The organism is Streptomyces sp. NPDC091371, assembly GCF_040684275.1.
Taxonomy (GTDB): Bacteria; Actinomycetota; Actinomycetes; order Streptomycetales; family Streptomycetaceae; genus Streptomyces.
Map to the genome: position 1 here is coordinate 1 of NZ_JBFBFP010000065.1, position 22,929 is coordinate 22,929.

General features: G+C 72.0%; 27 protein-coding genes. 11 read left to right on the top strand and 16 right to left on the bottom strand.

Annotated features, from left to right (window positions below; all coding sequences use genetic code 11):
* Window positions 1-433 precede the first annotated feature (433 nt).
* Both AB0O21_RS37265 and AB0O21_RS37270 read right to left on the bottom strand, forming a co-directional pair.
* Complete coding sequence (locus AB0O21_RS37265; protein WP_365179364.1) at window positions 434-880, bottom strand: DUF6069 family protein; 447 nt, start codon at window positions 878-880, stop codon at window positions 434-436.
* A 63-nt stretch (window positions 881-943) separates the two neighbouring features.
* Window positions 944-1,357: a MerR family transcriptional regulator gene (locus AB0O21_RS37270; protein ID WP_365179367.1), complete on the bottom strand. Its 414-nt coding sequence runs from the start codon at window positions 1,355-1,357 to the stop codon at window positions 944-946.
* A 27-nt stretch (window positions 1,358-1,384) separates the two neighbouring features.
* Between AB0O21_RS37270 and AB0O21_RS37275 the strand changes: the two genes are divergently transcribed.
* Window positions 1,385-2,161 (top strand): MBL fold metallo-hydrolase, encoded by a 777-nt coding sequence (locus AB0O21_RS37275; protein WP_365179369.1) that lies wholly within the window; start codon window positions 1,385-1,387, stop codon window positions 2,159-2,161.
* Here AB0O21_RS37275 and AB0O21_RS37280 read toward each other — a convergent pair.
* The 3 genes from AB0O21_RS37280 to AB0O21_RS37290 all read right to left on the bottom strand — a co-directional run bounded on the left by AB0O21_RS37280 (window position 2,139) and on the right by AB0O21_RS37290 (window position 4,304).
* Window positions 2,139-2,636, bottom strand: a complete 498-nt coding sequence (locus tag AB0O21_RS37280) for a GNAT family N-acetyltransferase (RefSeq protein WP_365179372.1) — start codon at window positions 2,634-2,636, stop codon at window positions 2,139-2,141. The genes AB0O21_RS37275 and AB0O21_RS37280 overlap by 23 nt on opposite strands.
* Window positions 2,637-2,951: 315 nt before the next feature.
* The gene (locus AB0O21_RS37285; RefSeq protein ID WP_365179375.1) at window positions 2,952-3,794 is read right to left on the bottom strand and encodes a hypothetical protein; all 843 of its coding nucleotides are present in this window, start codon (window positions 3,792-3,794) and stop codon (window positions 2,952-2,954) included.
* Between the two features lie 9 nt (window positions 3,795-3,803).
* The gene (locus AB0O21_RS37290; RefSeq protein WP_365179377.1) at window positions 3,804-4,304 is read right to left on the bottom strand and encodes a SigE family RNA polymerase sigma factor; all 501 of its coding nucleotides are present in this window, start codon (window positions 4,302-4,304) and stop codon (window positions 3,804-3,806) included.
* A gap of 192 nt (window positions 4,305-4,496) precedes the next feature.
* Here AB0O21_RS37290 and AB0O21_RS37295 point away from each other — a divergent pair, with 192 nt between their 5' ends.
* A complete protein-coding gene (locus AB0O21_RS37295; RefSeq protein WP_365179380.1) occupies window positions 4,497-5,114 on the top strand; it encodes an HAD family hydrolase in 618 nt (205 codons plus the stop codon).
* 39 nt (window positions 5,115-5,153) lie between these two features.
* Here AB0O21_RS37295 and AB0O21_RS37300 read toward each other — a convergent pair whose 3' ends face one another.
* Complete coding sequence (locus AB0O21_RS37300; protein ID WP_365179383.1) at window positions 5,154-5,408, bottom strand: hypothetical protein; 255 nt, start codon at window positions 5,406-5,408, stop codon at window positions 5,154-5,156.
* A gap of 189 nt (window positions 5,409-5,597) precedes the next feature.
* Here AB0O21_RS37300 and AB0O21_RS37305 point away from each other — a divergent pair, with 189 nt between their 5' ends.
* Window positions 5,598-5,981, top strand: a complete 384-nt coding sequence (locus AB0O21_RS37305; protein ID WP_365179386.1) for a cold-shock protein — start codon at window positions 5,598-5,600, stop codon at window positions 5,979-5,981.
* 71 nt (window positions 5,982-6,052) lie between these two features.
* Here the strand turns inward: AB0O21_RS37305 and AB0O21_RS37310 are convergent, their stop codons facing one another.
* The 4 genes from AB0O21_RS37310 to AB0O21_RS37325 form a co-directional block, all read right to left on the bottom strand.
* A complete protein-coding gene (locus AB0O21_RS37310) occupies window positions 6,053-6,934 on the bottom strand; it encodes a 1,4-dihydroxy-6-naphthoate synthase (protein ID WP_365179389.1) in 882 nt (293 codons plus the stop codon).
* Window positions 6,906-7,646, bottom strand: a complete 741-nt coding sequence (locus AB0O21_RS37315) for a futalosine hydrolase (RefSeq protein WP_365179392.1) — start codon at window positions 7,644-7,646, stop codon at window positions 6,906-6,908. Before AB0O21_RS37315 ends, AB0O21_RS37310 begins: the two co-directional genes overlap by 29 nt.
* A gap of 13 nt (window positions 7,647-7,659) precedes the next feature.
* Window positions 7,660-8,148 carry a DUF2771 domain-containing protein gene (locus AB0O21_RS37320; RefSeq protein WP_365179395.1) on the bottom strand — a complete coding sequence of 163 codons (489 nt, stop codon included), beginning with the start codon at window positions 8,146-8,148 and terminating at the stop codon, window positions 7,660-7,662.
* 283 nt (window positions 8,149-8,431) lie between these two features.
* Window positions 8,432-9,796, bottom strand: coding sequence for an MFS transporter (locus AB0O21_RS37325; protein ID WP_365179398.1), 1,365 nt, complete (start codon window positions 9,794-9,796; stop codon window positions 8,432-8,434).
* A 356-nt stretch (window positions 9,797-10,152) separates the two neighbouring features.
* Here AB0O21_RS37325 and AB0O21_RS37330 point away from each other — a divergent pair, with 356 nt between their 5' ends.
* The 4 genes from AB0O21_RS37330 to AB0O21_RS37345 all read left to right on the top strand — a co-directional run bounded on the left by AB0O21_RS37330 (window position 10,153) and on the right by AB0O21_RS37345 (window position 14,140).
* The gene (locus AB0O21_RS37330; RefSeq protein WP_365179401.1) at window positions 10,153-11,079 is read left to right on the top strand and encodes a DUF3027 domain-containing protein; all 927 of its coding nucleotides are present in this window, start codon (window positions 10,153-10,155) and stop codon (window positions 11,077-11,079) included.
* 112 nt (window positions 11,080-11,191) lie between these two features.
* A complete protein-coding gene (gene rfbB, locus AB0O21_RS37335) occupies window positions 11,192-12,169 on the top strand; it encodes a dTDP-glucose 4,6-dehydratase (RefSeq protein ID WP_365179404.1) in 978 nt (325 codons plus the stop codon).
* Window positions 12,170-12,315: 146 nt separating this feature from the next.
* Window positions 12,316-12,546 carry a hypothetical protein gene (locus AB0O21_RS37340; protein WP_365179407.1) on the top strand — a complete coding sequence of 77 codons (231 nt, stop codon included), beginning with the start codon at window positions 12,316-12,318 and terminating at the stop codon, window positions 12,544-12,546.
* Between the two features lie 127 nt (window positions 12,547-12,673).
* Window positions 12,674-14,140, top strand: coding sequence for an SPFH domain-containing protein (locus AB0O21_RS37345; RefSeq protein WP_365179410.1), 1,467 nt, complete (start codon window positions 12,674-12,676; stop codon window positions 14,138-14,140).
* Window positions 14,141-14,412: 272 nt separating this feature from the next.
* Here the strand turns inward: AB0O21_RS37345 and AB0O21_RS37350 are convergent, their stop codons facing one another.
* Window positions 14,413-15,420 (bottom strand): WD40 repeat domain-containing protein, encoded by a 1,008-nt coding sequence (locus tag AB0O21_RS37350; RefSeq protein WP_365179413.1) that lies wholly within the window; start codon window positions 15,418-15,420, stop codon window positions 14,413-14,415.
* 76 nt (window positions 15,421-15,496) lie between these two features.
* On the opposite strand from AB0O21_RS37350, the gene AB0O21_RS37355 reads away from it, so the two are divergent.
* Both AB0O21_RS37355 and AB0O21_RS37360 read left to right on the top strand, forming a co-directional pair.
* Entirely contained in the window at window positions 15,497-16,165 is a 669-nt protein-coding gene (locus tag AB0O21_RS37355; protein WP_365179416.1) for a GDSL-type esterase/lipase family protein, read from the top strand.
* A 91-nt stretch (window positions 16,166-16,256) separates the two neighbouring features.
* A complete protein-coding gene (locus AB0O21_RS37360; RefSeq protein WP_365179419.1) occupies window positions 16,257-17,246 on the top strand; it encodes an aldo/keto reductase in 990 nt (329 codons plus the stop codon).
* A gap of 131 nt (window positions 17,247-17,377) precedes the next feature.
* Here AB0O21_RS37360 and thpR read toward each other — a convergent pair whose 3' ends face one another.
* The 3 genes from thpR to AB0O21_RS37375 all read right to left on the bottom strand — a co-directional run bounded on the left by thpR (window position 17,378) and on the right by AB0O21_RS37375 (window position 20,038).
* Window positions 17,378-17,977, bottom strand: coding sequence for an RNA 2',3'-cyclic phosphodiesterase (thpR, locus tag AB0O21_RS37365; RefSeq protein ID WP_365179421.1), 600 nt, complete (start codon window positions 17,975-17,977; stop codon window positions 17,378-17,380).
* A 218-nt stretch (window positions 17,978-18,195) separates the two neighbouring features.
* Window positions 18,196-19,575, bottom strand: a complete 1,380-nt coding sequence (locus AB0O21_RS37370; protein WP_365179424.1) for an MFS transporter — start codon at window positions 19,573-19,575, stop codon at window positions 18,196-18,198.
* Between the two features lie 25 nt (window positions 19,576-19,600).
* Window positions 19,601-20,038, bottom strand: coding sequence for a MarR family transcriptional regulator (locus AB0O21_RS37375; protein ID WP_365179426.1), 438 nt, complete (start codon window positions 20,036-20,038; stop codon window positions 19,601-19,603).
* Between the two features lie 128 nt (window positions 20,039-20,166).
* On the opposite strand from AB0O21_RS37375, the gene AB0O21_RS37380 reads away from it, so the two are divergent.
* Entirely contained in the window at window positions 20,167-20,349 is a 183-nt protein-coding gene (locus tag AB0O21_RS37380) for a hypothetical protein (protein WP_030156886.1), read from the top strand.
* Between the two features lie 15 nt (window positions 20,350-20,364).
* On the opposite strand, the gene AB0O21_RS37385 is transcribed toward AB0O21_RS37380, so the two are convergent.
* On the bottom strand, window positions 20,365-21,825 hold the full coding sequence (locus tag AB0O21_RS37385) for an NCS2 family permease (RefSeq protein ID WP_365179429.1): 1,461 nt from the start codon (window positions 21,823-21,825) through the stop codon (window positions 20,365-20,367).
* A gap of 129 nt (window positions 21,826-21,954) precedes the next feature.
* Between AB0O21_RS37385 and AB0O21_RS37390 the strand changes: the two genes are divergently transcribed.
* Window positions 21,955-22,245, top strand: a complete 291-nt coding sequence (locus tag AB0O21_RS37390; protein ID WP_365179432.1) for a DUF2530 domain-containing protein — start codon at window positions 21,955-21,957, stop codon at window positions 22,243-22,245.
* Here the strand turns inward: AB0O21_RS37390 and AB0O21_RS37395 are convergent.
* A complete protein-coding gene (locus tag AB0O21_RS37395) occupies window positions 22,242-22,847 on the bottom strand; it encodes an NIPSNAP family protein (RefSeq protein ID WP_365179435.1) in 606 nt (201 codons plus the stop codon). The two genes, AB0O21_RS37390 and AB0O21_RS37395, sit on opposite strands and share 4 nt — an antisense overlap.
* Window positions 22,848-22,929: the final 82 nt, after the last annotated feature.

The following is a 22,929-nucleotide window of genomic DNA, read 5'->3' on the forward strand; positions in this document are numbered from 1 at the left end:
GTCGCCCGCGAGATCTACCGCCACCTACCGCACACGACCCCCACCACCACAAAGCACCCACAGACCACTTGACGATCTATAGGAGCTTCAGGCCGTCCCGCCACGGAAAGACAAGAGACTGCCGGGAAACCCCCAAAAGAACGGGCCGGTCAGAAGGAGATGGACGGGCCAGTCAGGGATGTCCGGCCCCGTGAGCGAGGGGGCGCGCCCCGCCTCGGGCCCTGCCATCTCTTCCCGGCCCGGGCAGGCGGCGCAGCCGCCCACGGGCCTCGACCACAAGAGCCTCGGGGGACGTGGGGCGCGTCAAATCGCTACGCGCTCCTCGAAGACGGCGTCTGCGGCCCTCTTGGGCTGGTCATAAGCCGCCAACGATCGCTACGCGCTTCTCGACGACCGCGACTGACCGCCGTCCGGGGCCATGGGGCATGACGCTCTAGGGGAGCCGGTGGCGGCGGTGGAGCTCCAGGGTCGTGACGACCGCCAGGCCGAGGGTGAGGTGCATCAGGGACAGGGCGGCGACGGTGCCGCCGTCCGCGTCGGACGAGAGCGGGCCGGCAACCGAAAGCAGTGCCAGGCCGCCGCCCACGTACTGGGCGATCCGCAGGAACACCGGCTTCCACAGGGACAGCAGGAGGGCGGCGCCCGTTCCGATGACGAGCGGGATGACTGAGGAGCCGATGACGCCGCCGAGCGTGATCGGGTGCTCGTCGGGGCCGTTGACGACGGTGAGCGAGGCATCGGCCAGTTTGGCGATCGCGAAGATCAGCAGGTTGACGGCGGCGGCGCCGGCCGCGCCGGTGATCAGCGCTTTCCACCAGGGCAGGCCGGAGGATGCGGCGGGCGTATCGAGGTTGGAGATGTGAACGGCATTGCTCGACATGGGACTTCCTCCGATGTGTGAACCGGTATGTGAGGAAGCCTCCAACCTGAAGCGCACTTGAAGTCAAGGCGCCGGGGCGCCTTCGGGGGGAATGCGGGCGGCGATCGCCGCGCGTGCGTGGGGGCAGGTGTCGAACGGCTGCGGGCAGGCCAGTGCGTGTTCGATCAGATTCTTTGCGGCTGTGGCCCGCGCGATGCGGCGCTCCAACTCCGCGAGGTGGCCGTGCAGCAGGTCGCGCCGGTCCATGGGGTCGCCGGTCGCGAACACCTCGCGGATCCGGCCCAGGTCGAGGCCTGCGTCCTTGGCGATCAGGATGACCGCGACACGCGCCAGATCGGCCTGCCCGTAGCGGCGGTGCCCGGTGCGCTGGCGGGCCGGGGTGAGCAGGCCCGCGCTCTCCCAGTGCCGCAGGACATGGGTGGCCAGGCCGAACCGTTCGGCTACCTCGCCGATCGTCATTTCCGCGCTTGACTTCACGTGGACATTAAGCGGCATCGTCGCGGCATGAGCAACGAGACCGTGGCCATCACCCGCGTCGCCAACTCCTGTGTCCTGCTGGAGATCGGCGGCCACGTCGTTCTGACCGATCCCTTCTTCACGGAGCGCTGGTACGTACGGCGCGGTGAGCCGCTGGGCATCGCGGCCGGTGAACTTCCCCCGCTGACCGCGATCGTGGTCAGCAACCCCTACCTCAACCACTGGGACCTGCGAGGTCTGCGCACGTACCGGCACCCCCGGGAGAGGACGCCGGTGTACACGAGCAGCCCCCGCATGGCCCGGCGGGCCCGCGCCCTCGGGTACGCGCCGGCCGCGCACCTTCCGTGGGGACGGGTCGTCCGGCCGGCGCCGGGGCTGGTGCTGCACTCGGTGGGGGCCGGGCGGAACCTGGGGCAGCGGCAGAACGCGTACGTGATCGAGGGTGGCGGGTTCCGCGTGTTCTTCGGCGGCGAGATCCAGGACCCGTCGCTGGTCGCCCGCTACCGGGAGGAGCACGGGCCGGTGGACATCGCGCTCCTGCCGGTCAACGGGCTGCGCCCGATCGTCGGGCCGCCGATCGTGATGGGCCCGGCGGAGGCCGTGGCCGGCGCCAAGGCCCTGGGTGCGGGAGTGCTGGTGCCGGTCCACGACGCGATGGGCGACGAGCCCTTCTCCCGCCTCCTCCGCCGCCACGGCTCCGGCGCGGACGCCCGCACCCTGGCCCGGGCGGACCCGCACGGCCCCGAAGTGGTGTGCCTGGGCCCGGGCGAACGGCGGGAGTTCACGCGGAGAGGTCGATGGTGAACGACACCCGATCGAGTCCCGGGCCGTCGTAGTCCGGCTTCACGGCTGAGGCCGCGAATCCGAGCCGAGTGTGAAATGCCTGCGAGGCGACGTTCTCGGGGCTCGTGATGCAGTGCACGTAACGGCGCCCGTGGGACTGGGCGAGAGTGAAAAAGGCGCGGTAGAGGACACTCCCGATGCCTTGCCCGTGCAGTGCCGGGTCGACGCCGACGAAGTGCACGTAGGCGGCGTCGGGCTGTGACTGCGAAAGGAAGCCGACCAGGAAGGCGGCCACCTCTCCACTGCCGCGCTCGACCAGGAAACTGGTGGTGGCGAAATGCTGGAAATACAGCCGGGGCAGCAGCAGCGCCCGTTCCGTAGACCCTGCCCTCCCTTTAAGGCCGCCCCACCACGTATCCAGTACGGCGAGCACCCGGAGATGGTCTTCCTCGGCGAGGTGCCGAGCCGCCAGGCCGGCGGGAAGATCGTCGATCATCTGTTCAGTCTGTCATTTGCCCACGTGGTGTACGGACTTGGCCGCCGATCAAGAAGGTAGAGCGATCTGACGCGCCCCACGTCCCCTGAGGTCCTTGTGGTCGAGGTTTGGCGGTGGTTGGCCGCCTGCCTGCTCCGGGAACCGGCCTGGGAGGGCCCGAGCCGGGGGCGCCCCCGCGCCCTCCCTGATTCCGCCCGGCTCGAACCCCGCGCCAGTCCCGACCCTCCGTACGGGACTGCCCGGCCCGCCCCACCCCCGTGGGGGCAGGTGGGTGCGTGAGCTCGTCCGACCCTGCCCGTGGTGTGACCGCTGCCGTCAGTAGGCCGGCATGATCTTCTGTTCCTTCTGCACCGGGTCGGCGTCGGCCGACTTGACCAGGTCGAGGAAGGTGGTGGCCTTGGCGATTTCCAGGAGCTGGTCGAGGGTGGCGGGGGCCGAGGTGTCCGACTCGTCCTGCGCGTAGATGGACAGGGAGACGTCGCTCTTGCCGTAGTGGAAGGAGAGGCTGCTCCCGACGTTGCCGCTGTTGACCGGCGAGGTGGACGCCATGGCCTCGATGCCGCCCGGCAGGGTGGTCTTCTTGCAGACCATGCCCTTGATCTCGATGCAGGGCTTGGGGTTGGCGCCAGGCCCCGACGGGCGGACCGAGAAGATGATGGTGAACTTCTTGCCGTCCTTCGTGCCCTGGTAAATGCGCACGCTGATGTCGGTCCGCTGGACCGTGCCGATCTTCTCGGGGAGCAGCTTCTGGAGCACCGACACGGAACGGTTCTGGAAGTCCTCCTGCTTGGCCCGCTCGGCCGGAGGCAGATCGGCCATCGACGACTCGCCCGCGGTCGGTTCGATGTGGACCGGCGGCGGGGGGAGGGTGCTGGAGCTCGACGGGGGTGCGGCCACGTTGAGAGTGCCGCCCACCTGCGGGTTCTTGTTGTCCACCGGCAGTGCCACGGCGCCGGCCACGCCGAGCGCGGCCACGGCCAGGGCCGCGCCGCCGATCGCGAAGCGGACGCGCGCCTTGCGGCGCCGGCCCTGGGCACGGGCGGGGCCCACCAGGTCCGGCAGCGGGGGGAGGTCGGAGGTCGTACGGTCCATCGCGTCCCGGACCAGCATGGCGGCGCTGTCTTCGGGGACTTCGTACAGGTCTTCACTGGTACCCATGACGTCTCCTCAGTTCTCGGTGGCGTAGATGTGGGCCTCGCCGAGCTGCGTGCGCAGCCTTGCCAGGGCGCGCGAGCACTGGCTCTTGACCGTTCCCTCGCTGCACCGCAGCAGTTCGGCGACCGTGCCGACGCTGAGGTCGTCCCAGTAGCGCAGGACGACCATGGCGCGGGCGCGCGGCGGCAGTTCGGCCAGCGCGGCGAGCAGGGTCACGCGCAGCTCCGCGTAGGCGGGCACGGGTGCCCGGTCGACGTGCCGGTGGGCCAGGAGGTCCCGCAGCCGCCGTCGCCGTTCGGCGAGGAAGGTGCGGGTCAGGACGGTCTTGGCGTACGCGTCGGGACTATCGGCGGCGGAAGCCTTCCGCCAGTGCTGGAACAGCTTCGCGAGGGTCGTCTGGGTCAGATCGCGTGCCGCGTCGGCGTTTCCGCACAGCAGGTACGCGGTCCGGTACAGCTTGCTCTGACTGGCCCGGGCAAAGGCCTCGAAGTCGTGCTCGGTGCCTGGTGGCATCCGCCCTCCCCTTCACATCGTGTCGTTCACCCCTGTCCTGAGTGCTGCCGCACGGAAAAGGTTGAGAGCGAGTTCGAAGGTTTTTTCGGGCGGCTCCCGCGCCGTCTCCCGGGGGCGGAGCCTAAGGGTCCGTTTCCCCGCCGTAGGTCCGCAGTCCGCTTGCCGTCCGCCCGCCTCGGCACAATGGAAGGTATGAACCTCACAGTCGGCTTCGACCTCGACATGACCCTGATCGACTCGCGCCCGGGCATCAAGGCCGCCTACCAGGCCCTCTCGGCCGAGACGGGCACGTTCATCGACGCCGACGAGGCCGTCACGAGGCTCGGTCCGCCGCTCGACGAGGAGCTCGCGTACTGGTTCCCGGAGGCCGAGATCCCGGCCATGGCGGACCGCTACCGTGAGATCTACCCCACGTACGCCATCGAGCCGACCCCGGCGATGCCGGGCGCCCGCGAGGCCATCGAGGCCGTCCGGGCCCTCGGCGGCCGCGCGATCGTGGTGACGGCCAAGCACGAGCCGAACGCCCGCCTGCACCTGGCGCACCTCGGCATCGAGCCGGACGCGGTCATCGGCTGGCTGTGGGCGGAGGCCAAGGCGGGCGCGCTGAAGGAGTACGGGGCGCAGGTCTACGTCGGCGACCACGTGGGCGACGTTCGCGGGGCCCGTACGGCCGGCGCGCTGTCGGTGGTGGTCCCGACCGGGCCGTGCGCGGAGCCGGAGCTGCGGGAGGCGGGCGCCGACGTGGTGCTGCCGGACCTCACCGCGCTGCCGCAGTGGCTGGAGCGGTACGTGGCGGCGCAGGCCGCCTGAGCGCCCGCACCCGGGCCCGCCCACCCGCCGCCCGCGCGCCTACGCCGCCTGCGAGGCGCGGGCGGCCCTGCGCTGGGCCGCCGCCGAGCGCAGTACGCCCGCCGCCGAGATCGCGAAGCCGACGCCCATGAGCATGCACACGGCCCACGCGTACGACGGGAACGGGTCGATGTCGAGGAACAGCGGGGCCATCGTGACGAGCGTGGCGACGGCGCCGGCGATGAACACGATGCCGCCGGCCTTGACCAGTGCGTCGCCGGGCCGTGCTTCGTCGGGATCAGGAGTAACAGTCACCCGACCAGGGTAGTTCCCTGGCCTGAGCAGCAGAGGGCGAAGGGCCGGCGAAGGACCGGGGAACGTCTTGTCACCCGGCCCTCGACCATTAGCCTTGAGGTGGCGGGTCACACATGACCCGCTGCGCTGTTATCCGGAGCCGTTCCACGGAAATCCGGACCCCGACGAGCACAAGGACAGAGGACGGACGTGCCTACCGGCAAGGTCAAGTGGTTCAACAGTGAGAAGGGCTTCGGCTTTCTCTCCCGCGACGACGGCGGAGACGTCTTCGTCCACTCGTCGGTGCTCCCTGCCGGGGTCGAATCCCTCAAGCCCGGCCAGCGCGTCGAGTTCGGCGTGGTCGCCGGACAACGCGGTGACCAGGCACTTTCGGTGACGGTGCTGGATCCGGCGCCGTCCGTGGCGGCCGCGCAGCGGCGCAAGCCCGACGAGCTCGCCTCGATCGTGCAGGACCTCACGACGCTCCTGGAGAACATCACGCCGATGCTGGAGCGGGGCCGTTACCCCGACAAGACGCACGGCACGAAGATCGCCGGACTGCTGCGCGCCGTCGCGGACCAGCTCGACGTCTGACCCGTAGGCGCGCAGGTGCCCCGCCACTCGAAAGAGCGGCGGGGCACCTGCTTTGTCAGGGCTTCGGGGGCTTACGGGAACGCGAGTGCGCCCGCCGGGATGGCCGGTACCAGACCCTCGGCTGCCGCCCGGGTCAGCAGCCCGCGCACCGCCGCGTAGCCGTCCTCGCCGAGCCCGGCCGTGAACTCGTTCACGTACAGCCCGATGTGCTGGTCGGCGACGGCCGGGTCCAGCTCCTGCGCGTGGGCGCGGACGTACGGGCGGGAGGCCTCCGGGTCGTCCCAGGCCATCCGGACCGACGTACGGGCGGCTTCGGCCAGCGCCCGCAGGGTCTGCTCGCCCAGCGAGCGCTTGGCGACGATCGCGCCGAGCGGGATCGGCAGGCCGGTCGTGGACTCCCAGTGCTCGCCCATGTCGGCCAGGCAGTGCAGCCCGTAGTCCTGATAGGTGAACCGGGCCTCGTGGATGACCAGCCCGGCGTCCACCCGGCCGTCGCGGACCGCAGGCATGATCTCGTTGAACGGCAGCACGACCACCTTGCCGACCCCGCCGGGCAGCACGTCCGCCGCCCACAGCCGGAACAGCAGGTAGGCGGTGGAGCGTTCGCTGGGCACGGCGACCGTCTTGCCGGTCAGGTCGAGGCCCGGCTCACGGGTGAGCACCAAGGGGCCGCAGCCACGCCCGAGGGCCCCGCCGCAGGGGAGCAGCGCGTACTCCTCCAGCACCCACGGCAGGACGGCGTACGAGACCTTCAGCACGTCGAGCTCACCGCGCTCGGCCATGCCGTTGGTGATGTCGATGTCGGCGAAGGTGACGTCGAGGGCGGGTGCCTCCGGGACGCGGCCGTGCGCCCAGGCGTCGAACACGAAGGTGTCGTTGGGGCAGGGCGAGTAGGCGATGCGCACGGCGTCACCGGTCACGGCGTCACCGGTCATGGCGTTCCTGGCGTTCATGGCGTTCTCCCCAGTTCGCGAGTACGGGGCCCAGCGCGCGGAAGCCGCCCGTGAGCGCGCCGAGCGCGTCCCCGATCCGCCAGGCGGCACGGTCGCGCGGGCCCACGGCGTTGGACACGGCGCGGATCTCCAGTACGGGCAGCCCGTGCGCGGCGGCCGCCTCCGCGACCCCGAAGCCCTCCATGGCCTCCGCGCCGGCCAGCGGGTGCCGGGCGGCGAGCGCGGCGGCCCGGGCGGCGGTGCCGGTGACGGTGGAGACGGTCAGCACGGGCGCGAGCAGCGCCCCGGTCGCCTCGGCGGCGCGGGCGGCCAGTTCGGCGGGCGGCAGGTGCACGCTGTGGCCGAAGCCGAGGGCGGTGACGTCGAGGAAGCCCTCGGGGGTCTCGGCGCCCAGGTCGGCGGCGACGATCGCGTCGGCGACGACGAGGGAGCCGACCGGGGCGGCGGGCGCGAACCCGCCGCCGATGCCGGCGCTGACCACGAGGGCGTAGTCGGCGAGGGCCAGGGCGGTGGCGGTGCCCGCGGCGGCCGCCGCGGGCCCGACGCCGCCGACGAGCACGTCGAGGGCGATGCCGGGGAGGTCCCGCCGGGTCGTGCGGTAGCCACCGGGAAGGGTGCGCGGCTCGGGGCCGGGGGTGTCCGGATGAGGGGTCAGACCGGCAACGACGGAGTCTGCCTCCGCCGCCACCGCGGTCACGACGAGCGCGCGCACCGGTGGCCGCCGGTTACTTGAGTTCGAGGTTGAAGGACCAGATGGCGAGCGGCTTGCCGTCCTCGGAGGTCTGCAGGATGGCCAGCTTCTTCGAGGCCGGGGCCTCGCCCTCGCCGCCGGTCGCGAAGACGTCCGCGCCGGGGAAGCTGCGGTAGGTGTTCGACGACGGCTCGGTGATCGGCTGGCCGTCGAGGAACGCCGACCAGCGCTTGCCGTCCTCGACGACATCCGGCTCGACGCCGAGGCGCAGGGTGTCCCCGCGGCCGTACTGGATGGTCTTGGCGTTCTTGATGTCGGTGACGCACTCCTGGACCCGGTCCATGGAGAGCGGCTCCTTGCCGGAGTGGCATTCGGATTCGGCGGACACCGACGACGTGCCGACCGTCACGGTCGCCAGCGGTGTCGGCTTGTCGCAGGCGGAGATGAGGAGGAGGCCGGCGGACACGGCTCCGAGGGCCGCGACGCTGCGGCGGGCCCTACCCGAGAAAAGCGGTGCGGTCATGAGCCGAAGGCTATCGGGCCGCTGGGCTGCGCCGCTGCACGGGGTCCCGCCGGCCTGCGGCGCGCCGCGGTGTGGGCTCCGCCCCCGGATCCCGGGTCGCACAACTGCGGCGCCGCTGCCGGGGGCGCTGCCCCCGGACCCCCGCGCCTCAAACGCCGGCGAGGCTGGAATTGCCGCTGCGCGGCAACCCAGCCCGCCGCGCGAGCCCCGCGGCAGGAGCGAAATCCAGCCCCGCCGGCGTTTGAGGCGCGGGGTCTGGGGCGGAGCCCCAGGAGGCCGGCGGCTACGCGACCCTCGGCCTCGGCGCCCCCGGGTGGTGGTGGCGGGGCGCAGACAGGAGGCCGCGGAGGGCCATCGTCGTGCCGAGGGCGACGATGAGGGCCGCGACGGACATGCCCAGGACCCCGTTCAGGGGGAGGGCGATGCCGATCGCGCCGCCCAGCACCCAGGCCACCTGGAGCAGCGTCTCCGAGCGGGCGAAGGCGGAGGTCCGCACGGCCTCCGGGACGTCCCGCTGGATCATCGCGTCCAGCGAGAGCTTCGCCAGCGCCTGGCAGAAGCCCGCCGTCGCGCCCAGCACGGCCATGAACAGCCCGCTGAAGAAGACCGCCGCCAGGATCGCGACCCCGAGGGTGAGCGTCAGGACGGACGCGATGATCGCCTCCGGCGCCCTCGCCCGCAGCCACGCGCCCACCGCCGTGCCGCACGCGTTGCCGATGCCCGCCGAGACGCCCACGATGCCCAGCGACACCGCCGCGCTCTGCCCGGCCATGGGGTGCTCGCGCAGCAGGAACGCGAGGAAGAAGATCAGGAACCCGGACAGGGCGCGCATCGACGCGTTGGCGAGGAGCCCGCACAGCACCGACCGGCTCACCGTCCGCAGGCCCGGCCGCTTCGAGTGCGCCTCGTGCGTGGACAGCCGGGCCCGGCGCTCCCCCTCCGCCATGTCCACCTTGTGCGGCAGCGTGAACGCCGCGAAGGTCCCTCCGATGAAGATCGCGCAGGCCCCGTACAGCGGCCACTGCGGCCCGATCGCGTGCAGGCCGGCACCCAGCGGAGCCGCCGCGCCCGTGGCGAGCAGACCGGCCAGCGTGACCCGGGAGTTCGCCTTGACGAGCGAGAACCCGGGCGGCAGGAGGCGCGGGACCACGGCGCTGCGTACGACTCCGTACGCCTTGGACGCGACGAGGACGCCGAGCGCCGCCGGATACAGCTCCAGCCCGCCCGTGGCCACCGCGCCCGACATCAGCAGCGCCAGCAGCGCGCGGGCCAGCATCGCGGCCGCCATGGAGGCCCGGCGGCCGTGCGGCAGCCGGTCCAGCAGCGGGCCGATCACCGGGGCCAGCAGGGTGAAGGGGGCCATCGTGATGGCCAGGTACAGGGCCACCCGGCCGCGGGCCTCGTCGGTGGGGACGGAGAAGAACACCGTCGACGCCAGCGCCACGGTGATCATCATGTCGCCGGCGCCGTTGATGGCGTGCAGCTCGATCAGCTTGCCGAGGCCCGATTCGCCGGCCCCGTGCGCGTGCGTGGCCCGCCGGATCCCGCGGGCCGTGCCGGTGATCGGCAGGTGCAGGGCGCGCCCCAGGGCCCGGCCGGCCCGCCTGGCCGGTCCCGAGCCGCCGGCGGACGACCGTACGGGTGCCACCTGGCCATAGTGCCCCACCACGCCCTCCGGCAGCCCTCCCGGCGCGTCCCCGTCGCGTCCCCGGCGCGGTCCGTCCCGTCTCCTTGTCCGCGAATCGGACCTTGCATGTGGGCCGAAGGCGTCGGAGGAGGTAGCGTGCGTAGCGCGCCACCGGCGGTTGCTCCTGGCCGCGCGCCTCTTCGCGATACCGCAGAATGGATCGCATAAAGGTGCGCCCGGAGTCCGATCGGGTGCGGACGTCGACGCGGCCCTCTGGTCCGCTCCGCCCGTGCCCCGTACGGACAGCACCGACGGGTCGTTGTGGACGACAGTACGGACGGCGCACACGTGAGACGGCGTAGGAGAGAACGAGACCAGTGAGTGCTGCGACGACGCGAAGCCGTACCCCGCGGACCCCTGATCGCCTGTGCGTCGAGGCGGTGGAGCTCGCCCGTGCGTCGGCCGAGGAGGCCGCCTTCCCGGGAGTGGTGGGAGCGCACGTCTCCGCCGTAGCGGAGGGCGACCGCGTCGTCACCCACTTCTTCGAATGCAAGGAACCGGGCTACCGGGGCTGGCGCTGGGCCGTCACCGTGACCCGCGCCTCCCGCGCGAAGAACGTCACCCTCGACGAAACGGTGCTGCTGCCCGGCGACGACGCGCTGCTCGCCCCCGAGTGGGTGCCGTGGAGCGAGCGGCTGCGCCCCGGCGACATGGGCCCGGGCGACCTGCTGCCCACCGACGCCGAGGACCTGCGGCTGGAGCCGGGCTGGTCGGGCGAGGACGTCCCGCCGCCGAACTCGGTGGTCTCCACCGAGATGGCCGAGCTGGTCGAGGCGGAGGACGCGGACGTCACCGACCGCACGGTGGTCCCGGCCCGCGGCTCCATCACCGCGGTCGCCGAGGAACTGGGCATGCGGCGGGCGCGCATCCTCTCCCGGTACGGGCTGCACAGCGCGGCCGACCGCTGGGACGAGGGCTTCGGCGCGAAGACCCCGATGGCGCAGGCGGCCCCGGCCTCGTGCGTGTCGTGCGGGTTCCTCGTCGCGATCGGCGGTTCGCTCGGCCAGGCCTTCGGTGTCTGCGCGAACGAGTTCTCCCCGGCCGACGGCCGGCTGGTCTCCCTGTCCTACGGCTGCGGCGGGCACTCGGAGGCCGCGGTCATGCCGAAGCCGCCGAGGCCGGCGCCGCCGGTGCTGGACTCGATGGCCGCGGACGAATTCCCGCTGCACCCCGCCGCGCCCGCGGCGGACACCGGCTCGGTGCCCCCGGCCGACCTCCGGTCCGAGGACCTGGGCCACTCCTGACGGCCGGTGCGGGCGGTCGAAGTCGCCCGTCCGCAGCCCGGGTTGGGGGCGGACGGGGCGGGTTCTGCGTTCCATGCCGTTCGCTCGTATGCCCCAGTAGGGTGAAGCCACTATGCGCATTCTCGTGACCGGTGGCGCCGGTTTCATAGGCTCGCAGTTCGTCCGCTCACGCCTGTCCGCGGATCCTGCAGCCCAGGTCACGGTGTTCGACAAGCTGACCTACTCGGGCGTCGAGGAGAACCTCGCCCCCGTCGCCGGTCACCCCGGCTACGCCTTCGTCCGCGGGGACATCTGCGACGTCGACGCCGTCGACCGGGTGATGCCCGGCCACGACGCCGTGGTGCACTTCGCCGCCGAGTCCCACGTGGACCGCTCCATCGCCGGCGCGGGCCCCTTCGTCATGACCAACGTGGTCGGCACCCAGGTGCTCCTGGACTCCGCCCGCAAGCACGGCGTCGGCCGCTTCGTGCACGTCTCCACCGACGAGGTCTACGGCTCGATCGGCGAGGGCTCCTGGACCGAGGAGTGGCCGCTCGCGCCGAACTCCCCGTACTCCGCCTCCAAGGCGGGCTCCGACCTGCTCGCACTGGCCTACCACCGCACGCACGGCATGGACGTCGTGGTGACGCGCTGCTCCAACAACTACGGGCCGTACCAGTTCCCCGAGAAGGTCATCCCGCTCTTCACCACCAACCTGATCGACGGCAAGAAGGTCCCGCTCTACGGCACGGGCGGCAACATCCGCGACTGGCTGCACGTCTCGGACCACTGCCGGGGCATCGAGCTGGTGCTCCAGGGGGGCCGCGCCGGCCAGGTCTACAACATCGGCGGCGGCGTCGAGCTGACCAACAAGGAGCTGACCGGCCTGCTGCTGGACGCCGCCGGCGCCGGCTGGGACATGGTCGAGCCGGTCGAGGACCGCAAGGGCCACGACCTGCGCTACTCCCTCGACATCACCAAGATCAGCGAGGAGCTCGGCTACGCGCCGCAGGTCACCTTCGAGGAGGGCCTGGCCTCCACGATCGCCTGGTACCGCGAGAACCGCGCCTGGTGGGAGCCGCTCAAGGCGAAGGCCGCCCGGCAGGCGTGAGCACCCGCGCCGCCCCCCGCGGGGCGGCGTGGCGGCGTACACCCGCTTGGGTGAGCCGGGCGGCGCGACCCCGCCGCGGGCCACACCGAGGAGTACCGCCTCGACGAGGAGGACCCCTGCCCGGCATGGCGGCGTACCCTCGCGACATGGGGGAGGCCGAGATGGACATGGTGGGGATGACCGGCCGGGTGACCGGGACGGTCGGGCCGGGCCTGGTGGGCGAGGTCATCGTACGGATCCGGGGCGGAGCGGAGCACTTCCTCGCCCACCCGGTGCCGGGGTCCGGGCCGGAGCGGCTCGCCGTCGGGACGGTCGTGACGGTCGTGGAATACCAGCCGCCGCGCACGGTGTACGTGATGGCCGCCTACGACAACTGAACCGGCCCGCGGGCTGCGTGTATCAAGATGGCGATAAGAACCCGCCGATGCCTTCCCGCCAGGGTCCGGCAGGCGCAGACTCGCCCTCGTCGGTGCCGAACGGCACTGAAATAAGGGGGCGTTGCCGATGGCTATCGGCGTCGTGGCGGGAATCGCTCTCGCCGCAATCGTGGCTCTGATCGGCCTGTTCAAGCTCATGTGGCGGGTGGCCGAACCGAACGAGGCACTCGTCATCTCCGGCTCCACGCACAAGACCGAGGGCCTCGGCGAGGGCATGGGCTTCCGGATCGTCACCGGGCGCGGAACGCTCGTCATCCCGGGCGTACAGGCGGTGCGCAAACTCTCGCTGGACCTCAACGAGACGCAGCTGGTGGTGGACTGCGTCACCCACCAGGGCATCCCGCTGCGGGTCAAGGGCGTGGTCATCTTCAAGATCGGCGACGACCTGGTCTCCATCGCCAACGCGGCGCGCCGCTTCCTCGACCAGCAGAAGATGATGCCGGAGCGGGTGCACATCGTCTTCGCCGGTCATCTGCGGTCCATCGTGGGCGGGTTGACGGTCGAGGACATGATCCGCGACCGGGAGAAGCTGACCGGGCAGACCCGGGCGGCCTGCGGTACGGAGATGGAGAAGCTGGGCCTCATCGTCGACTCCCTCCAGATCCACGAGATCGAGGACCCGACGGGCTACATCAAGAACCTGGCGATGCCGCACGCGGCCGCCGTGCAGCGGGACGCGCGGATCGCGCAGGCCGAGGCGAACCGGCTGGCGACCGAGGCCGAGCAGACGGCGCTGGCGCGGATGGCGGAGGCCACCCGGGACAGCGAGATCCTCCAGGCCGGCTACCAGGCCGAACGCGACAAGGCAGCGGCCACCGCCCGGCAGGCGGGCCCCCTGTCGGAGGCGGCCGCCCGCCAGGAGGTCGTGGTCCAGGAGACCAGGGTCGCCGAACTGGAGGCGCACCGGCGGGAGCAGCAGCTCCAGGCGGACGTGCGCAAGCCGGCGGACGCGAAGGCGTACGAGACCAGGACCCGTGCCGAGGCGGAGCGCGACGCGCGGATCTCGGCGGCGCAGGCGAAGGCGAAGGAAACGGAGCTCGCGGCCGCGGCGGAGGCCACGCGGGTCAAGACGGCGGCGACGGCGGACGCCGCGGCGACGGAGGCCCGGGGCCTGGCGGCCGCGACCGCCACGCGCGCGACGGGCGAGGCGGAGGCGGCGGCCACGCAGGCCCGGGGCCTGGCCGAAGCCGCGTCGGCGAAGGCGCGGGGTCTCGCGGAGGCGGAGGCCATCAAGGCGCGGGCCGCCGCGCTGGCGGAGAACCAGGAAGCGGTGGTCGCGCAGCAACTGGCCGAGAACTGGCCGGCGATCGTGGAGGCGGGCGCGGGGGCCTTCGGGAACGTGGAGCACATGGTGCTGCTGAACGGGGCGGAGGGGATGTCCGAGATGTTCGCGAAGGCCCTCTCCATGGGCGGCGCGGGCCTGGGCGTGGCCCGCCAGCTCCTGGCCAGCATGTCCCAATCCCCGGCCCCGGCCGACCCCGCCGGCCCGCCGGCCCCGTCCCTGAACGGCCGCGTCCCGATCCACGAGGAGTGACCCCAGGGGGGTCCGAGGTGCCGGGCCGGCGAGGCTGAAGTGCCGCTGCGCGGCCCTTGGGCTCCGCCCAGACTCACCCCCAGCTACCGCTGGGGGTGCCCCCTGCTCAAACGCCGGAGGGGCAATCCCAACCTGCCGCAGTAAGCGGACGGCATCGGGCAAATCCAGCCCCTCCGGCGTTTGAGGAGCGGGGTCCGGGCGGAGCCCCGATCTTTGAGGCGAGCCGGGAAGCCGACCGCAGCCACATCCAGCCCCGCTGCAGGTGGACCGGGTCAGTCGTGCGAGCGGCGGCGGCGGAAGAGGCGCTTGGCGGCGAAGGTCAGTGCCAGCGCTGCCGCCAGGACGAGCGCGCCCTTCGTGAAGCCGCCCCGCGGCTCCGCCGCAGACGGCGCGCCCGGGGCGGCCGGGGCCGCGGAGGACGAGGGCGGCGGGGCCGCGGAGCCGGACGCCACCGGGACCGCCACCACGCGGCTGGCCACGCCCTCCGCGCCGAACATCAGCGTCCGCCCGTCCGCGGTGTACGTCACCGACTCCGCCTGCCCCTGCCACGGCGCGTCGACCCGCTCGCCCTCGCCCTCCGGACGCCCGTCCTTCCACGGGTACGTCCGCGCCCAGAAGTACCCCCGCAGGGTCAGCCGCCCCCCGTCGGGGGAGAACGCCCCGTCCGTCACCCACGGCACGTCCGCGACCCGCCGGAACACGTTCGCCGAGCCGCCCGCCGACAGCTCCGCGGGGCCCTCGTACAGCCCGCCCTTGTTCTCGTCCTTGCTCGCGATGTACACCCGCCCCGAGACCGGATGGACCATCAGCGCCTCCGCGTTCCGCGGCCCGTCCGCGTACCGCACGGTGAACTGGGCCGCCTTGACGGTGACATCGCCCAGTTCCCTCGGCTCCTGGAAGCGGTAGATCCACACGTGGTCCCAGGTGCCGTTCAGGTTGTCGCCGATGTCCCCGACGTACAACTGCCCGTCCGGCCCCAGCGAGACCGCCTCGACGTCGCGCGGCTTCCCGATGCCCGTCAGCGTGACCCGGGCCACCGTCTTGCCCGTGGCCGAGTCCACGGCGTACACGTACGGGCCGTCGTCGCTGTCGTTGTGCGTCCAGTACACGCCGGGGTGGATGCGGCTGGCCGCGAGCCCGCTCGACTCCTTGATCCGGGGGTCGGAGATGCTGAACGAGGACGCCCCGGGAGCCTCGGCGGCGAAGGCCGCGGAGGCCGCGGAGGGCAGTGCGAAGAGGGCTACGGCAACGGCGGCGGATGACACGGGCAGCATGCGCATCCCCCCAGCCTGCCAGCCCGCCCCGCGTGTCCGGCATCACAGCTGCTCGCGGCGGGGGATCCGCGATGATGACCGGATGCGTTTCATGTTCGTCGGCGACTCCATGACCATCGGACGCGCCGGCGACTACACCTGGCGCTACCGGATGTGGCAGCACCTCGACGCCACCTTCGGCGGCCCCTACGGGATAGTCGGCCCGCGCCACGAGCTGTACGAGGGCTCCGCCGCGTACGCCGACCCGGCGTTCCCCGAGCACGCCCGCCGGCACCTGGCCGGCTGGGGCGAGGGCTGGCAGCACATGGCGCCGCTCATCGGGCCCGCCGTACGGGACACCGGGGCCGACGTCCTGCTCGTCTCCCTCGGCCTGATCGACCTCGGCTTCTACACGAAGGCCGACGAGACCGCCGACAACGCCCGCCGCTTCATCGCCGAGGCCCGCGCGGCCCGCCCCGGCATCCGCATGGTGCTGCTCCCGGTGATCCCGAACGTACGGGCCGAGGAGGACGAGCCCTTCGCCGCCGAGGTCGACCGCTTCAACGAGCTCCTGGCGAAGGCGGTCGCCGACCTGACGACCGCCGCCTCGCCGGTCCTGCTGGCCGCGCGCCCGGCCTCGTACGACATCCACCAGGACACCTACGACGGCACCCACCCCAACGCCTCCGGCGAGCACCGGCTGGCCGGGGAGTTCGCGGCGGTCCTCCACCAGGCCTGGGGCATCGGCGGCCCCTACCGGCCGCAGGGCTGATCCCGCTTCATCTCGGCACCACCGCCGAGGAGTTGCTGCGCCGGGTCGGGCCCTTGCCTTGAGTGCACTCGAAGCAGTTGGCTTGGGTCCCATGAAGTACACGCAGCTCGGACGCACCGGACTCAAGGTCAGCCGACTTGTACTCGGCACGATGAACTTCGGTCCGCAGACAGACGAACCGACCAGCCACGGCATCCTGGATGCCGCCCTCGACGCGGGTCTGAATTTCGTAGACACGGCCAATGTGTACGGGTGGGGTGAGAACAAGGGCCGTACCGAGGAGATCATCGGCACCTGGTTCGCCCAGGGCGGCGGACGGCGCGAGAAGACGGTCCTGGCCACCAAGGTCTACGGCTCCATGTCCCGCGAGGGCGAGACCTGGCCGAACGAGGACCGGCTGTCGGCGCTGAACATCCGCCGGGCCGTCGAGGCCAGCCTCAAGCGGCTCCAGACCGACCACATCGACGTCTACCAGTTCCACCACATCGACCGCCGGACCCCCTTCGAGGAGATCTGGCAGGCCGTGGACGTCCTGATCCAGCAGGGCAAGGTCCTCTACGCCGGCTCCTCCAACTTCCCCGGCTACAAGATCGCCCAGGCCAACGAGACGGCCGCCCGGCGCGGGATGGTCGGCCTGGTCAGCGAGCAGTGCCTGTACAACCTCTCCGAGCGGCGGGCCGAGATGGAGGTCATCCCGGCGGCCCAGGAGTACGGCCTCGGGGTCATCCCCTGGTCCCCGCTGCACGGCGGGCTGCTCGGCGGGGTCATCAAGAAGGAGACCGAAGGCGGCCGCCGCGCCTCCGGGCGGGCCGCGGACGCGCTGGCCGACAGCAAGACGCGGGCGCAGCTGCAGGCGTACGAGGACCTCCTCGACAAGCACGGCCTGGAGCCCGGCGAGGCGGCCCTGGCCTGGCTGCTCACCCGGCCGGGCGTGACGGGCCCCATCGTCGGGCCGCGCACGGCGCAGCAGCTGGAGAGCGCGCTGCGCGCGCTGGAGCTGGAGCTGAGCGAGGAGGTGCTGGCCGGGCTGGACGAGATCTTCCCCGGGCCGGGGCCGTCTCCGGAGGCCTTCGCCTGGTGATCAGCGTCGGGCCGTAGCGGGCGTGCGCCGGGTCACTGGCCGACGGCGGCCGCTACGGCCACGACGACGAACATCAGCACGAGCACACCGGCCATTACACGGTTTCGGGTCTTGGGATCCACCCGTCGAGCCTAACCGCTTCCTTCCGGCCGGCCTTCCAGGGGCCAGGCGGCGACCGTTTCGTAGCGGGGCTGCTCGCCGGGGATCCCGCTCGTGGGCAGGTTGCTGCGGACCAGGCTCAGCTCGCCGACCTGCCAGGCGGTCCCCTCGAAGGAGGCGAGCCCGTCCAGGTAGGGCCGCAGGCCGTCGCCGTCGCCCTGGTGGGGGTGGTCGCGGCCGATGTCGCGGCTGCGGCCCAGGGTGAGGTGCGGGGTGTACCGGTGGTGCTGCCCCATCGGTACGCCGGCCCGCCGCGCGGCGGCGTCGGCCCGCTCGGCGAGCATCCGCATCGCACCGAGGTCCCCGGCGGCCCCGACCCACAGCGCGCGGTCCCCGAAGTGGCCGGCGCCGTGCAGCCGCAGCCCGAACGGGGCGGTCCGGTGGGCGGCCCTGGCGAGGCGGGCGTGCAGCTCGGGGAGCACCTCGTCCCGCACCTCGCCGAGGAAGGCGAGCGTGAAGTGCCAGCCGGCCTCGGCGGTCCAGCGCAGCCGGTCGTCCCGCAGCCCCTCCAGGGCCTGCGCGAGCTCCCCCACTGCGGTGGGCGGCGGCAGCACGGCGACGAACAGTCTCATACCGCGAGCCTAGCGGCGCCGCCGGCCCCGGGTGGTGCGCTCGGCCGCACCGCCGCTCCCGGGGCTCCGCCCCGGCCCTGCGCCTCACACGCCGGCAATTCCAGCCCCGCCGGCGTTTGAGGCGCGGGGTCTGGGGCGGAGCCCCAGGAAGCCGGGCCGCAGGCGTTATGCGACCGCCACCAGTTCGCGGCGGCGCGAGCCGGCCGGGCCGCAGGCGCTCAGGCCACCGCCACCAGTTCGCGGCGGCGCGAGCCGGCGGAGGGGACGAAGGCCACCCCGTGCCGGTTCACGCGCAGCCTCAGGTTGCCCACCCGGGCGAGGACAACCCCGACGGCGACAGAGGCGGCCAGCGAGATCACACCGCCCGCCGCCATCCCGATCCGCGCGCCGTACGTGTCCGTGATCCAGCCCACCAGCGGCGCACCCACCGGGGTGCCGCCCGTGAACACCATCATGAACAGGGCCATGACCCGCCCCCGCATCTCCGGGTCGGTGGCCATCTGCACGCTGGAGTTGGCCGTGACGTTGACGGTCAGCCCGAACAGCCCGATCGGCACGAGCAGCGCCGCGAACAGCCAGAATCCCGGCGCGAAGGCCGTGACGATCAGCAGCGCCGAGAACAGTGCCGCGGCCGCCGTCAGCAGCCGCAGCCGTGACAGCCCCCGTCGGGCGGCGAGCAGCGCGCCGGCCAGGGAGCCGGCCGCGATCAGGGTGTTGAAGAACCCGTACGTGCCCGCGTCCCCGTGGAAGAGGTCGCTGACGAACGCGGAGAGCCAGATCGGGAAGTTGAACCCGAAGGTCCCGATGAAGCCGACCAGCACGATCGGCCAGATCAGCTCCGGCTTTCCGGCGACGTAGCGCAGGCCCTCGCGCAGCTGTCCCTTCGCGCGGGGCTGCGGTTCGACGGGGCGCAGTTCGTTCGTACGCATCAGCAGCAGGCCGATGACGGGCGCGGCGAAGGACAGTCCGTTCAGCAGGAAGGCCCAGCCGGAGCCGACGGCGGTGATCAGCACACCGGCGATCGCCGGGCCGACCAGCCGCGCGGACTGGAAGTTCGCCGAGTTGAGGCTGACGGCGTTGGCCAGCTGGTCCTTGCCGACCATCTCGGGGACGAACGTCTGCCGGGCCGGGTTGTCGACGACGGTGACGAGGCCGAGCAGGAAGGCGGCGAGGTAGACGTGCCAGACCTGGACGTGTCCGGCCAGGGTGAGCACGGCGAGCGCGACGCCGGTGAGGCCCATCGCGCTCTGGGTGGCGATCAGCAGCGGCCGCTTGGGCAGCCGGTCGGCGAGGACGCCTCCGTAGAGGCCGAACATCAGCATCGGCAGGAACTGCAGGGCGATGGTGATGCCGACGGCGGAGGCGGAGCCGGTCAGGGAGAGGACCAGCCAGTCCTGGGCGATGCGCTGCATCCAGGTGCCCGTGTTCGACACGGCCTGGCCGGCCGCGTAGAGCCGGTAGTTCCGGATCTTCAGCGAGCTGAACATCGAGTTCTGCTTCTTGCCCGGGCGCTTGCCCGGGGCGGTGCCCGCGCGTGCATCAGTGGTAGGGGTGGATATGCGGCCGGGTGCGGAGTCTGCTCCGTTTCCCGTACTCAAAAGCGTTCGCCTCCTGGCGTCGTCCTTATAGGTGCGCGAGCTTCTCCAGGACGGGTGCGGCCGCGCGCAGCTTGGCCCACTCCTCCTCGGTCAGCTCGGCCGCGAGCCCGGCCAGGAAGGCGTTGCGCTTGCGACGGCTCTCTTCGAGCATCGCTTCGGCTTCCTCGGTCTGGCGGACCACCTTCTGGCGGCGGTCTTCGGGGTGCGGCTCCAGCGTGACCAGACCCTTGGCCTCCAGCAGGGCGACGATGCGGGTCATCGACGGCGGCTGTACGTGCTCGCGCCGGGCCAGCTCACCGGGGGTGGCCTGGCCGCAGCGGGCGAGGGTGCCGAGGACCGACATCTCGGTCGGGCTCAGCGACTCGTCGACGCGCTGGTGCTTGAGGCGCCGCCCCAGTCGCATCACGGCGGAGCGGAGGTCGTTCACGGCGGCGGCGTCGTCGCCATGGGAAAGGTCACGCATGTCTTTAGAGTAACTCATTACCCTCGCTAAAGAACAGCGGGTTTCCCCGTCGCCCTCGATCACTCGTAAGGGTGAGTCGGGCGGGGAAAGTGACACGCGTACACGCCCTCAGCCCCGACCCTTTCGGCATGGGGACACATGTGCTGAGCATGCGCATAGACGGGGAGCTCCTCGACAGGCTCCGGACTCATGCCGCCAAACGCGGAATGAGCGTCCAGGACTACGTGGTCCGGACGCTCATTCGCGACGACTTCGACGAGCGCTTCAAGGCGGCCGTCGACGAGACAGAGAAGTTCTACGGGCTCACCTGAGCCCTGGCGCGAGCCTTACGTGAGGCCGAGGGCGGGCATCGCGTAGTAGAAGACGAACACCGCCGATACGACGTACATGGCCACCGGGACCTCGCGGCCCCGGCCGGTCGCCAGTCGCAGCGCGCTGAAGGCGATGAAGCCGATGCCGATGCCGTTGGTGATTGAGTACGTGAAGGGCATCATCACCATGGCCAGGAAGGCCGGGACGGCGATGGTGAAGTCGCTCCAGTCGATGTCCTTGACCGAGCCCGCCAGGATCAGGAAGCCGACCGCCACCAGGGCGGGGGTGGCCGCCTGCGACGGGACCATCGTGGCGAGCGGGGTGAGGAACAGCGCCACGGCGAAGAGGCCGCCCGTCACGACGTTCGCCAGACCGGTGCGGGCGCCCTCGCCGACACCGGCCGTGGACTCCACGAAGCAGGTGGTCGCCGAGGAGGAGGTCGCGCCGCCCGAGGCGACGGCCAGGCCGTCGACGAGCAGGACCCGGTTGATCCCGGGGAACTCGCCGGTCTTCTTGTCGATCAGCTTCGCCTCGTCGCCGACGCCGAGGATCGTGCCCATGGCGTCGAAGAAGCAGGACAGCAGCACGGTGAAGACGAACAGGACGCCCGTCAGCACCCCGACCTTCCCGAAGCCGCCGAAGAGGCTGACCTGGCCGACGAGCCCGAAGTCGGGCGCGGCCACCGGGTTGCCCGGCCACTCGGGGACGGTCAGGCCCCAGCCGCTGTCCGGGAGCCCGGCGATCAGCTGGACGACGACCGCGACGACGGTCATGGCCACGATGGAGATCAGGATCGCGCCGGGCGTCTTGCGGATCAGCAGCGCGAGGGTGAGCAGCACGCCGACCGCGAAGATCAGGACGGGCCAGCCGAGCAGGTGGCCGCCGGTGCCGAGCTGGAGCGGGACCGTGGTGTGCGCGGCGTCCGGGATGCGGGTGACGAAGCCGGAGTCGACCAGGCCGATCAGCATGATGAACAGGCCGATGCCGATGGCGATGCCCTTGCGCAGGCCGAGCGGGACGGCGTTCATGACGCGCTCGCGCAGGCCGGTCGCGACAAGCAGCATGACGACGAAGCCGGCCAGGACCACCATGCCCATGGCGTCGGGCCAGCTCATGCGGGGGGCGAGCTGGAGGGCGACGACCGTGTTGACGCCGAGTCCGGCGGCCAGCGCGATGGGGACGTTGCCGATGACACCCATGAGGAGGGTGGTGAAGGCTGCCGTCAGGACGGTCGCCGTGACGAGCTGGCCGCCGTCGAGCTGGTGGCCGTACATGTCCTTCGCGCTGCCGAGGATGATCGGGTTCAGCACGATGATGTAGGCCATCGCGAAGAAGGTGGCGAAGCCGCCGCGGACCTCGCGGGCGATGGTCGAGCCGCGCTCGGAGATCTTGAAGTAGCGGTCCAGCCCGCCGGAGGGTCCCTGGGGGGAAGGCTCCGGACGGATGGCTTCGGGGGCGGGGGCCGAGGTGCTCATACGGTCCTCAAATGGGGGTTCATACGAAGAAAATGGGCCTGGCCCAAACCGTTTCAGTATGAACACATGAACGAAGGGCCGTCCATCTCCGCGCGTAGACCGCGAACGCGGGCGCCTAGACTTGGCCACATGGCGAAATGGACTCCGAAGCACGAGGCGCCCGAGCCCCTGGAGGGTCCGGTCGTTGCCACCATCGTCGGCGGCACGATCCTCTGGTTCGCCCTCTTCCTCGTCCAGCTCCCCTTCTACGCCTGGTTCGCCGACCGGGACCTGCTGTGGTGGGTCTGGACCTGCGCGGCCGGCGGCTTCCTCGGCCTGATCGGCATCTGGTACGTCCGCGGCCGCGACGCCGCCCTCAAGCGCCACGCGGCGGAGGCCGCTGCTGCTGCCGCGCAGGGCGAGCAGCCGGACGCGCCCTAGTACGGCCGTACCGGCTCCAGCCGCAGGTGCTGCGGCGCCCGGCCGAGGCCGGCCGACAGGTCCGGGAGCGGCGGCGGGGTCGCGCCCCGCGTGCACCACAGGAAGACGTCCTCGCCCTCCCTGACCGGCAGCGCCGGGAAGGTGTTCTCGGCGTGCTCGGTGCGGTGCGCCGCCAGCGCCGGGAATCCGGCGGCGGCCAGCGCCGGGCGCAGCTCCCGCTCGAAGTGGCCGGCGAAGCCCCCGTCCCGGGGATGGCACACGGTCACGACGACCGGCCCCGCCGGTTCCGGCACGGCGAGGCCCGGCCCGCGCAGCAGCAGCACGTCGTCCGAGTCCAGCATGGTCGCGTTGGCGGCCTCCCGGTGCGCCTGCCAGACGGGGCCGCCGTAGAAGGCCCGCAGTGCCCGTTCGCGCGCCGCCATGTCGGGGAAGGCCCGCAGCCACACGAAGCGGTCGGGGTCGTCCAGGTCCCGGAACCGGCCGCCGACGGTGATGCCGGCCGCCTCCTGTCCGGTGACGAACTCGCGCTCGAAGAGGTTGATCAAGGTGTCCCGGGCGCCCGGGTGGAGCGTGTACTGCCGCAGTTCGACGACGAGGTCCATGACGCGCACGCTAGGGCCCCTCCGCTGACACCTCCTGTCAGTGGAGACGGGAGACCAGGGGACGATTCGGGTCATCCTGAGG

Excerpts from the sequence above, each read along its gene's own strand:
- AB0O21_RS37310 (WP_365179389.1), bottom strand. The coding sequence starts at position 6,934 with ATGAACGCCAGGAACGCCATGACCGGTGACGCCGTGACCGGTGACGCC.
- AB0O21_RS37375 (WP_365179426.1), bottom strand. The coding sequence starts at position 20,038 with ATGCGTGACCTTTCCCATGGCGACGACGCCGCCGCCGTGAACGACCTC.
- thpR (WP_365179421.1), bottom strand. The coding sequence starts at position 17,977 with ATGAGACTGTTCGTCGCCGTGCTGCCGCCGCCCACCGCAGTGGGGGAG.
- AB0O21_RS37290 (WP_365179377.1), bottom strand. The coding sequence starts at position 4,304 with ATGCCACCAGGCACCGAGCACGACTTCGAGGCCTTTGCCCGGGCCAGT.
- AB0O21_RS37385 (WP_365179429.1), bottom strand. The coding sequence starts at position 21,825 with ATGAGCACCTCGGCCCCCGCCCCCGAAGCCATCCGTCCGGAGCCTTCC.
- AB0O21_RS37360 (WP_365179419.1), top strand. The coding sequence starts at position 16,257 with ATGAAGTACACGCAGCTCGGACGCACCGGACTCAAGGTCAGCCGACTT.
- AB0O21_RS37275 (WP_365179369.1), top strand. The coding sequence starts at position 1,385 with ATGAGCAACGAGACCGTGGCCATCACCCGCGTCGCCAACTCCTGTGTC.
- AB0O21_RS37390 (WP_365179432.1), top strand. The coding sequence starts at position 21,955 with ATGGCGAAATGGACTCCGAAGCACGAGGCGCCCGAGCCCCTGGAGGGT.
- AB0O21_RS37320 (WP_365179395.1), bottom strand. The coding sequence starts at position 8,148 with ATGACCGCACCGCTTTTCTCGGGTAGGGCCCGCCGCAGCGTCGCGGCC.
- AB0O21_RS37350 (WP_365179413.1), bottom strand. The coding sequence starts at position 15,420 with ATGCGCATGCTGCCCGTGTCATCCGCCGCCGTTGCCGTAGCCCTCTTC.
- AB0O21_RS37340 (WP_365179407.1), top strand. The coding sequence starts at position 12,316 with ATGGGGGAGGCCGAGATGGACATGGTGGGGATGACCGGCCGGGTGACC.
- AB0O21_RS37395 (WP_365179435.1), bottom strand. The coding sequence starts at position 22,847 with ATGGACCTCGTCGTCGAACTGCGGCAGTACACGCTCCACCCGGGCGCC.
- AB0O21_RS37285 (WP_365179375.1), bottom strand. The coding sequence starts at position 3,794 with ATGGGTACCAGTGAAGACCTGTACGAAGTCCCCGAAGACAGCGCCGCC.
- rfbB (WP_365179404.1), top strand. The coding sequence starts at position 11,192 with ATGCGCATTCTCGTGACCGGTGGCGCCGGTTTCATAGGCTCGCAGTTC.
- AB0O21_RS37355 (WP_365179416.1), top strand. The coding sequence starts at position 15,497 with ATGCGTTTCATGTTCGTCGGCGACTCCATGACCATCGGACGCGCCGGC.
- AB0O21_RS37265 (WP_365179364.1), bottom strand. The coding sequence starts at position 880 with ATGTCGAGCAATGCCGTTCACATCTCCAACCTCGATACGCCCGCCGCA.
- AB0O21_RS37380 (WP_030156886.1), top strand. The coding sequence starts at position 20,167 with ATGGGGACACATGTGCTGAGCATGCGCATAGACGGGGAGCTCCTCGAC.
- AB0O21_RS37345 (WP_365179410.1), top strand. The coding sequence starts at position 12,674 with ATGGCTATCGGCGTCGTGGCGGGAATCGCTCTCGCCGCAATCGTGGCT.
- AB0O21_RS37295 (WP_365179380.1), top strand. The coding sequence starts at position 4,497 with ATGAACCTCACAGTCGGCTTCGACCTCGACATGACCCTGATCGACTCG.
- AB0O21_RS37280 (WP_365179372.1), bottom strand. The coding sequence starts at position 2,636 with ATGATCGACGATCTTCCCGCCGGCCTGGCGGCTCGGCACCTCGCCGAG.